Annotated in this window: 8 protein-coding genes; 5 read left to right on the plus strand and 3 right to left on the minus strand. The window is 71.5% G+C overall.

The annotated features are described in order from the left end of the window. Positions 1 to 2: 2 nt before the first annotated feature. Complete coding sequence (locus tag ACTOWL_RS19450) at positions 3 to 713, plus strand: FadR/GntR family transcriptional regulator (RefSeq protein ID WP_441322919.1); 711 nt, start codon at positions 3 to 5, stop codon at positions 711 to 713. A 31-nt stretch (positions 714 to 744) separates the two neighbouring features. Further along, positions 745 to 2,262: a GMC family oxidoreductase gene (locus ACTOWL_RS19455; protein WP_441322920.1), complete on the plus strand. Its 1,518-nt coding sequence runs from the start codon at positions 745 to 747 to the stop codon at positions 2,260 to 2,262. Here ACTOWL_RS19455 and ACTOWL_RS19460 read toward each other — a convergent pair. The 3 genes from ACTOWL_RS19460 to ACTOWL_RS19470 all read right to left on the minus strand — a co-directional run bounded on the left by ACTOWL_RS19460 (position 2,247) and on the right by ACTOWL_RS19470 (position 5,317). Further along, positions 2,247 to 2,999 carry an SDR family NAD(P)-dependent oxidoreductase gene (locus ACTOWL_RS19460; RefSeq protein ID WP_441322921.1) on the minus strand — a complete coding sequence of 251 codons (753 nt, stop codon included), beginning with the start codon at positions 2,997 to 2,999 and terminating at the stop codon, positions 2,247 to 2,249. The two genes, ACTOWL_RS19455 and ACTOWL_RS19460, sit on opposite strands and share 16 nt — an antisense overlap. 215 nt (positions 3,000 to 3,214) lie before the next feature. Next, positions 3,215 to 4,282: a glycerol dehydrogenase gene (locus tag ACTOWL_RS19465; protein ID WP_441322922.1), complete on the minus strand. Its 1,068-nt coding sequence runs from the start codon at positions 4,280 to 4,282 to the stop codon at positions 3,215 to 3,217. A gap of 18 nt (positions 4,283 to 4,300) precedes the next feature. Further along, entirely contained in the window at positions 4,301 to 5,317 is a 1,017-nt protein-coding gene (locus ACTOWL_RS19470; protein WP_441322923.1) for a LacI family DNA-binding transcriptional regulator, read from the minus strand. A gap of 182 nt (positions 5,318 to 5,499) precedes the next feature. Between ACTOWL_RS19470 and ACTOWL_RS19475 the strand changes: the two genes are divergently transcribed. The 3 genes from ACTOWL_RS19475 to ACTOWL_RS19485 are packed head-to-tail and all read left to right on the plus strand — an operon-like array spanning position 5,500 to position 9,123. Beyond that, on the plus strand, positions 5,500 to 6,588 hold the full coding sequence (locus tag ACTOWL_RS19475) for a sugar ABC transporter substrate-binding protein (RefSeq protein ID WP_441322924.1): 1,089 nt from the start codon (positions 5,500 to 5,502) through the stop codon (positions 6,586 to 6,588). A gap of 11 nt (positions 6,589 to 6,599) precedes the next feature. Beyond that, positions 6,600 to 7,616 carry an ABC transporter permease gene (locus ACTOWL_RS19480; protein WP_441322925.1) on the plus strand — a complete coding sequence of 339 codons (1,017 nt, stop codon included), beginning with the start codon at positions 6,600 to 6,602 and terminating at the stop codon, positions 7,614 to 7,616. Positions 7,617 to 7,620: 4 nt separating this feature from the next. Then, a complete protein-coding gene (locus tag ACTOWL_RS19485) occupies positions 7,621 to 9,123 on the plus strand; it encodes a sugar ABC transporter ATP-binding protein (RefSeq protein WP_441322926.1) in 1,503 nt (500 codons plus the stop codon). Positions 9,124 to 9,284 lie beyond the last annotated feature (161 nt).

The raw sequence follows: 9,284 nt of genomic DNA on the forward strand, positions 1-9,284 counted from the left end.
GGATGAACCGATCGGCGCCTTTCGATCACCAGAACGCCGACGATCAGACGCCAGATCCCTCCAGCCGTGACGACAGCCTCGCCGAGATCGTCGCGGCGGTGCGCGGCATCCTCGCCGCCGGCCAGGGCAAGCCGTCCGAACGGGCCCTGGCGGAGCGGCTGAACGTCAAGCGCCACCGGCTGCGGCAGGCGCTCGACCAGCTGCGCGCGGCCGGAGAGCTGGAGCCGGCCCGGGCCGGGCGGCCGCGGACCACGGCAGCGCGGCGGGGCGTCGCCCGCGACACCAACCCGGTCGAGATCATCGAGCTGCGCATGATGCTGGAGCCGGCGCTGGCCCGGCTGGCGGCGTTGCGCGCCTCGCCCTTCGAGATCATGCGCATCCAGCGCGCCGCCAGCACGCCGCCCGGCGCCTCGGCCGGGGCGGTCGACCTGGCCTTCCACAAGGCGGTCGCGGCCGGTGCGCGCAACAGCCTGGCGACCGAGCTCTACGCCCTGATCCGCCAGGTGGCGACCGACGCCCGGCTGCGCTTCGGCAACAGCGACAACCCGAGCTGCCCGAACCGGCTGCGCCAGCGCGACGCCGAGCACAAGGCGATCGCCGACGCCATCGCCGCGCGCGACCCGGACGCGGCGGAACAGGCGATGCGGGCCCATCTCGGCGCGGTGCAGCGTCAGATCCTCGACCGCCTCGGCCCCGGCATGGCCGTGGCCTGACGGCCTTTCCTTCGCAGCGGGGGGAGCGCGCATGGCCGGTTTCGACGTGCTGGTGATCGGCGCCGGCTCCGCCGGCTCGGTGGTGGCGGCGCGGCTCAGCGAGGATCCCAGCCTGTCCGTCGGGCTGGTCGAGGCCGGGGCGATGCCGTCCGACCCGGACATCGCCGTGCCCGCGCAATGGCCCTTCCTGCAGGGGCGGGCCTATGACTGGGCCTATCGCACCGTGCCGCAGCCGGGGACGGCCGGCCGCGTCCATGACTGGCCGCGCGGCCGCATCGTCGGCGGCTCCAGCTGCCTGCACGCCATGGCCCATGTCCGCGGCCATCCCGACGATTTCGCGCCCTGGGCCGCGGCGGGCGGCCCGGACTGGAGTCATAAGGCGCTGCTGCCGGCCTTCCGCCGCAGCGAGCGGTTCTCGGGCGGCGCCTCGGCCGTGCATGGCGATGCCGGGCCGCTCGACGTGCTGCTGCCGGACGAGCAGATCCACCCGCTGGTCCGCGACTATATGGAAGCCGGTCTGGCGATCGGCGCGCCCTGGCTCGGCGACCACAATGCCGGGCCGCTGGCCGGCGTGGCGCCGAACCAGCTGACGATCCGCGACGGGCGGCGCCTCAGCGTCGCCGACGCCTATCTCGCGCCGGTCCTCGGTCGCCCGAATCTGACGCTGCTGACCGAGATCCTGGTCCACGACCTGGTGCTGCAGGGCGGCCAGGCCCGTGGCGTCCGGATCACCCGGGACGGGGCGGAAGAGATCGTGACCGCCGACCGGGTCGTGGTCTGCGCCGGCGCGGTCGCCTCGCCGCTGCTGCTGATGTGCTCCGGCATCGGCGATCCGGAGATTCTGGGTGGCGCCGGCATCGCCTGCCGGCACGAGCTGCCGCAGGTCGGGCGCAACCTGCACGACCATCTGCTGGCGGCCGGCAATGTCTATCGCGCCCGCCGGCCGGTGGCGCCGTCGCGGCTGCAGCATTCGGAATCGCTGATGTATCTGCACAGCGGCGACCCGTCGCGGGCGGCGGGCGCGCCGGACGTTGTCCTGGCCTGCGTCGTGCTGCCGGTGGTGACCGAGGCCTTCGCCCGGCCGGAGGCCGGCACCGCCTACACCATCCTGTGCGGCGTCACCCACCCGACCAGCCGCGGCGCGATCCGCCCCGGCGGGCCGTCGGTGGCGGATGCGCCGGTCATCGATCCGGCCTATCTCTCGACCGAGCATGACCGCCGGACTTTTCGCGCGGCGCTGCGCCAGGCCCGCCAGGTCGGCCGGGCCGCACCGCTGGCGGAGTGGAGCGACGGCGAGATCCTTCCCGGCCCGGGGGTTGAGGCGGATGCCGATCTCGACGCCTTCCTGGCGCGGGCGGCGATGACCCATCACCACCCGGTCGGCACCTGCAGCCTCGGGCCTGTGGTCGACGCGTCGCTCGCGGTGCATGGCATCGACGGCCTGTTCGTGGTCGACGCCTCGGTCATCCCCTCGATCACCAGCGGCCCGGTCAATGCCGCGGTGGTGGCGATCGCCGAAACCTGGGCGGCGGCTCAGCCGGTCACATAGCCGCCATCGACCGGGATGTCGGCGCCGGTCAGGAAGGCGGCGGCGGGCGAGGCGAGGAACAGGGCGGTGCCGACCAGGTCCTCGGCCTCGCCCCAGCGCTTCAGGGCCGAGCGCGCGGCGATCCGCGCCGTCGCCTCCGGGTCCGACCACAGCGCCTTGGTCATGTCGGTGCGGTGATAGCCGGGCGAGATGGCGTTGACCCGGATGCCCTCCGGCCCGAAGGCATGGGCCAGGTGCCGGGTCAGCCCGACCACGCCGGTCTTGCTGGCGCCATAGGCCGGGACGCTGGGATCGGCCAGGTAGCTCAGCATCGAGGCGAAGCTGATGATGCTGCCGCGGCTGGCTGCCAGATGCGGCCGCGCCGCCATCGACAGGCGCATGACGCTGTGCAGGTTGACCTCGATCACCTCGAGATAGGTGGCCTCGGTGAACTCCGCCTCCGGCCGGGCGATGCCGGCGGCGTTGACCAGGATGTCCAGGCCGGGCAGGGCGCCGACGAAGCCGGTGATTGTCGCCGGGTCGCGCACGTCCAGCGTCGCGAAGCGGATGCCGTCGTTGCGGCCGTCGGCCCGCGCCGCCGCCAGCTTGCTCTCCGAGCTGCCGGTGCCGATCACCTCGGCCCCGACGTCGCGGAAGCCGCGGGCCACGGCCAAGCCGATGCCGCTCGACGCGCCGGACACCAGCACGCGCCGGCCGGCGAAGAGGTCCGGCCGGAAGGTTGCGTTGATTTCGTCCACGATGGTCTCCGGTTGTCGTCGATCGTTCAATCAGACAGATGCAATGACGAAAGCCATTCCCTGCAGGTCATGCTCGCTCTGGCGACTTTTCCTCCCTTGTCATCCTCGGGCTTGACCCGAGGATCCAGGGGCCATCGAGAGCGGTGCCTGTGGCCCCTGGATTGCCCGGTCAAGCCGGGCAATGACAAGATGGGGAGGCCTTCCCTTCCTTCGTCTCAGACCAGCTCGCGCAGGACGCGGACCACCATGTCCGCAGTCACCTTCATGGCCTCGTTGTGCATGATCTCGCCGGGGCGGCAGGCGCGCTCGGCCACGATCCGCAGCTTGGCCTCGGTGGCGTCGGTTATGCCGATGTCGCGCAGCCGGGTCGGCAGCCGCACCGCGGCGCAGAAGTCGCGCACCCGGCGGTATTCCGCTTCCGGAACGCCCTGCAGCTTCAGCTCGGCCAGCACGCCGATCGCGACCTTCTCGCCATGCAGATGGTGGTGCACCTCCTCCAGCTCCGACAGGCCGTGATGGATGGCGTGGGCGCCGGCGACGCCGCCGGATTCGAAGCCGAGGCCGCTCAGCAGGATGTTGGCCTCGACGATCCGCTCGAAGGCCGGGCCCGGGGTCTTGGCGTCGCACTCCGCCAGGGCGGCGACGCCGAACTCGAACACCGTGTCGCGGCACAGCCGGGCGATCTCATAGGCCAAAGGCACGCCGCGGACGCCGAGGCAGTTCAGGGCGCCGCTGCGGCGGCAGGCCTCGGCCTCGTAATACGTCGCCAGCGCATCGCCGATCCCGGCCGCCAGGAAGCGGGCCGGGGCCCTGGCGACGATCTCGGTGTCGACGATCACCAGGTCCGGGTTGCGCGGCAGGAAGTAGTCGTGGTCGACCGACCCGTCCGGCTTGTAGACCACGGCCAGCGCGCTGCAGGGCGCGTCCGAGGCGGCGATGGTCGGCATCACCACGCAGGCGGCGCCGGCCTCATGCGCCGCCGCCTTGGCGGTGTCCAGCGCCTTGCCGCCGCCGACGCCGAGCACCACCCGGGCGCCGGCGGCGCGGGCGGCGGCGGCAACCGACGCGATCTCGTCCTTCGAGCATTCGCCGCCATGGCGGATCAGCTCGATCGCCAGATGGCCGTCGCAGGCCGCGCGCAGCGTGTCCGCCAGCAGGTCGTGCACGCCACGGTCCAGCACGATGACGGCCCGGTCGCCGAAGCCGGCCAGCTCCTGCCCCAGCCGGGCGACGATGCCGGGGCCCTGCAGATAGCGGCCGGGGAAGCGGGCGCCGATGATCATGGTCCTCTCCTGTCCGGTTCAGGCGCGCCGCGCCGTGGTCGCGCGCTCGATCAGCATCGCCGGCACCACGACCCGGTGCTCATGCGGCTCGGGCGGGGCGGCGGTGGCGGCGCGCAGGATCTTCAGCGACGCGTCGACCATGCGGGCGGCGTCATGCACGAAGGTGGTCAGGTCGTAGCCGGCATAGCCTGCCGCGGGGATGTCGTCGAAGCCGGCGATCATCACGTCCTCCGGCACCTTCAACCGCAGCTCCCGGCGCAGCGCGTCGATCGCGCCGATCGCCACCAGGTCGTTGGCGCAGAAGATCGCATCCGGCCGGTCCGGTCCGGCGCACATCTGCAGCGCCGAGGCGTAGCCGCCCTCATAGCGGAAATGGCCGCCGATCACGGCCGGCTCGGGCAGGCCCAGCTCGCGCAGCCGGTCGCGGAAGCCGCCCAGCCGGTCCTGGTTGGCCGGGCTGTCGGCCGGGCCGGCGATGTAGCCGAAGCGGCGGGCGCCGCGGGCCACGAACAGATCCGCCGCCGCCCGGGCCGCGCCGGTGTTATCGCAGCACACCGAGGACAGGAAGTCGTTCTGCGCCGGGGTGTTGAACGAGATCACCGGGATCCGGAACCGGGCCAGCGCCTCCGCCGTGTCCGGCCCCAGCACCGCCAGCGCGCTGACGATCGCGTCGACGCGGTAGCTGGCCAGGCGCGGGATCGCCGCGTCGAAGGAATGGCCGCTGTCGACATGCAGCAGCAGCACCTGCCAGCCGCCCGCCTGCAGCCGGCTGGTGAACTGCTCCAGCACCGTCGCGTAGAACGGGTTGTACATGCCGCCGATGACGATCGCGACCAGGTGCGACCGCTGGGTCAGCATGATCCGCGGGATCATGCTGGGCCGGTAGTCCAGCTCATGCGCCGCCGCCAGCACCTTGGCCCTGGTCTCCTCCGACACGCTGGCGCCTGGCTTGTAGGTGCGCGACACCGCCGACTGCGACACCCCCGCCAGCCGCGCCACATCGGTGGAGGAGGCGTATTTCTTCAGCCGCGTCATCGCGGCGTCGCCCGACGCTTGTGGACCGGATCTCGCATCGCTCCTCCCCATGCCGCCGGATGATTCGGCGCCGCCTCCGTAGATACGATTTTTTCCGATTGACGTCGGAACCGGCGGATGCATAGCTAGTCACCACTGGTGCATAGCTAGTCAACGCAAAAATATTTCAGGGAGAGACGAACATGAAGGGCATTCCGCTTTCGATGTCCCTGACCCGGCGCGGTGCGCTGAAGGGGGCTGCGGCGATCGGCGTCGGCCTGGCCGCGCCCGCCGGCTTCGTGCGCCGCGGCTTCGCCGCCGACAAGCCGACCCTGGTGACCTCGATCCGGTCCCTCTCCAACCCCTATCACGCTGCCTGGAAGCAGGGCGCCGAGACCTACGCCAAGGCGGTCGGGCTCGAGCTGGTCACGCTGGTGACCGAGGGCGACAGCGAGAAGGGGCTGGCCGACATCCGCGCGATCCTGGCCAAGACCGGCGGCAATATGGTGCTGAACCTCGACCCGAACGATTCGGCCGACGCCACGCCGATCGTCGAGGCCTGCGCCGCCGCGAAGGTCTATGTCATGTCGCAGTGGAACAAGCCGGCCGACCTGCACCCCTGGGACCACAACCCGTACTACACCGCCTTCGTCACCTTCGATGGCGAGCGCTACGGCGCCGAGACCGGCGAGGCGCTGGTCAAGTCGATCGGCGGCAAGGGCGGCATCGTCGCGCTGGGCGGCATCATCTCCAACACCGTGGCGATCGCGCGCAAGGCCGGGCTGGACAAGGTGGTGGCGGCCCATCCCGACGTGAAGCTGCTCGACTTCCAGGTCGCCGACTGGCAGTCGACCAAGGCCTATGACGTGGTTGCCGCCTGGCTGACCCGGTTCGGCGACGAGATCAAGGGCGTCTGGGCCGCCAATGACGACATGGGCGTCGGCGCGCTCGAGGCGCTGCGGTCCGAGGGGCTGGCCGGCAAGGTGCCGGTCACCGGCATCGACGGCATCAAGGCGGCGGTCGAGGGCGTGAAGACCGGCGAGTTCGCCGCCACCGTGTCCTCCGACCCCTACTGGCAGGGCAGCATGGGCCTCGCCATCCCCTATGCCGCCTCGCTCGGCAAGTTCGACCCGGCCAAGGAGCCGAAGGAGCACCGCGAGTTCTATGGCCAGGGCATCGTCGTGACGAAGGAGAACGTCGAGGCCTTCTACAAGTCGAACATCGAATCCGAGCCGAAGATCGACTACGACGACCTGTGGGGCCGGGTCACCGGCCAGGTCCGGCCGGGCTGACGGTCGGCCCCGTGTCCGTGCAGTCCCACACCGCTCCGGCGGCGGCCCGGCCGCGATCCGTCGCCGGCCGGGCGAAGCTGGAGCGGCGCCTGCGCCTGGCGGCGCCGCTGATCGTGCTGGTCGCGCTGTGCCTGCTGCTCGGCCTGGCCAACCCGAACTTCCTCAGCACTGGCAACTTCGTCCGGGTGGCCACTGCCGCCTCGATCCCGCTGGTGCTGACGCTCGGCGCCACCTTCATCATCCTGCTCGGCAGCATCGACCTGTCGATCGAGGGCATGATGGCGGTGGCGGCGATCGTGCTGACCCTGCTGGTGGCCAATGACAGCGGCGGCGGGGCCGGCATCGGCCTCGCCGCCGTGCCTGTCGCCGTCGCCGCGGGTACCGCCATGGGGCTGCTCAACGGCGCGCTGCATGTCGGCCTGCGGATCCCGTCCTTCATGGCCACGATCGGCAGCTGGTTCATCGGCCTGGGCACCGCCACCATCCTGCTGGGCGGCGGCTCGGTCCGGATCCTCGATCCCGACATCCGGGCCCTGGCCCTGACCCGGCTGGCCGGGATGCCGCTGTCGGTGTGGATCGCGCTGGCGGCGCTGGGCGTGGCCTGGGTGATCCAGACCCAGACCCGCTTCGGCCGCCACGTCTACGCCATCGGCGGCGGCGAGGATTTGGCGGCGCTGTCCGGCGTGCCGATCCGGCGCACCAAGGTCATCGCCTTCGCCCTGGCCGGCACCTTCTACGGCCTGGCCAGCGTGCTGGCGGCGGCGCAGCTGGGCCTGGCCAATGCCGAGATCGGCACCGGCCGGCTGTTCACCACGGTCACCGCCGTGGTGGTCGGCGGCACCTCGCTGATGGGCGGGCAGGGCGGCGTGCTGAACGCGCTGATCGGCGTGCTGATCGTCGCCGTCCTGGCCAACGGCATGGTGCTGCTGGGCATCCCGCCCTATCTGCAGCAGGCCGCCCAGGGCCTGATGATCATCGCCGCGGTCGCGCTGTCGCTCGACCGGTCGCAGCTTCGCATCGTGAAGTGACGCCATGCTGCAGGCCATCGCCCTCCAGAAATCCTTCGGCAGCGTCCAGGCGCTAAAGGGCGTCGATGTCGAGATCCGGCCGCGCGAGGTGGTCGGGCTGGTCGGCGAGAACGGCGCCGGCAAGTCGACGCTGATGCGCATCCTGGCCGGGGTGCAGCAGCCGTCCGGCGGCGAGCTGCGCCGCGACGGCCAGGCGCTGCACCTGGCCGATCCGCGCCAGGCCAATGCCCGCGGCATCGCCATGGTGTTCCAGGAGCAGTCGCTGCTGCTGAACCTGAGCGTCGCCGAGAACATCTTCCTGGGCCAGGAGCAGGGCTTCATCCGCCTCGGCCTGATCGACTGGCGCCGGCTGAACGCCGCGGCGCGCCGGCAGCTGGAGAAGGTCGGGCTCGACATCGACCCGGCGACCCGGGCGCAGGACCTCAGCTTTGCCGCCCGCCAGATGGTCGAGCTGGCCAAGGCGCTGGCGCTGGAGGACCGGGTCGAGGGCGATCTGGTGATCCTGCTGGACGAGCCGACCTCGGTGCTGGAGCAGGCCGAGATCGACCTGCTGTTCGCTCGCGTCCGGGCGCTGAAGAGCCGGGCCAGCTTCGTCTTCGTCTCGCACCGGCTGGACGAGGTGCTGGCGATCAGCGACCGCATCTACGTCATGAAGGATGGCGGCGTGGTCGCCGAGATGCCGGCGGCGGAGGCCGATACCCCGACCCTGCACCGGATCATGGTCGGGCGCGAGGTCCATGCCGAATACTACCGGGAATCGGAACAACGCCCGCCGCAGGACGAGATCGTGCTGCAGGCCAAGGGGCTGTGCTGCGAGGGCAAGTATCGCGACATCGACCTGACCCTGCGCCGCGGCGAGGTGCTGGGCATCGCCGGCGTCATCGGCTCGGGGCGGGAGGAGCTGGTGCGCAGCTTCTTCGGCTTCGTCCAGCCCACCGCCGGGACGCTGGAGGTCGGCGGCAAGCCGGTGCGCTTCGCCTCCCCGGCCGACGCGGTCGGGCACGGCATCGGCTTCATCCCCAGCGAGCGCCGGGTCGAGGGGCTGGTGATGATGCTGTCGGTCGCCGCCAACATGACCCTGGCGCGGCTGGAGGTGGCGGAAGGGCCGATGGGCTTGAGTCGCGCCCGCGAGCGCGCTTTGGCGCAGGACTGGACTCAGCGGCTGGCGATCCGCGCCGCCGGGCCGGACGCGCCCTGCCTGTCGCTCTCGGGCGGCAACCAGCAGAAGGTGGTACTGGCCAAGTGGCTGACGGCGCAGTCGCGGATCCTGATCCTCGACCACCCGACCCGCGGCATCGATGTCGGCGCCAAGGAGGAGGTGTTCCGCCTGATCCGGACGCTGTGCGCCGAGGGCCTCTCGGTGATCCTGATCGCCGACACGCTGGAGGAGACGATCGGCCTCAGCCACACCGTGCTGGCGATGCGCGACGGCGCCATCACCGCCCGGTTAAGCGCCGAACCCGGCCGCAAGCCGGCCCAGGTCGACCTGATCGGACACATGGTATGAGCGCGGTCGGAGAGAGGCTACCCGTCCTTTTGCGTTGCCTCTCCCGCCTGGCGGGAGAGGTCGGGCGTCCGCAGGACGACCGGGTGAGGGCCGGCACCGGCCTCGACAAAGAACCCTCACCCGGAGCCGCTTCGCGTCTCCGACCTCTCCCGCAAGCGGGA

It is taken from the genome of Inquilinus sp. CA228, assembly GCF_052078665.1.
Lineage (GTDB): Bacteria > Pseudomonadota > Alphaproteobacteria > DSM-16000 > Inquilinaceae > Inquilinus.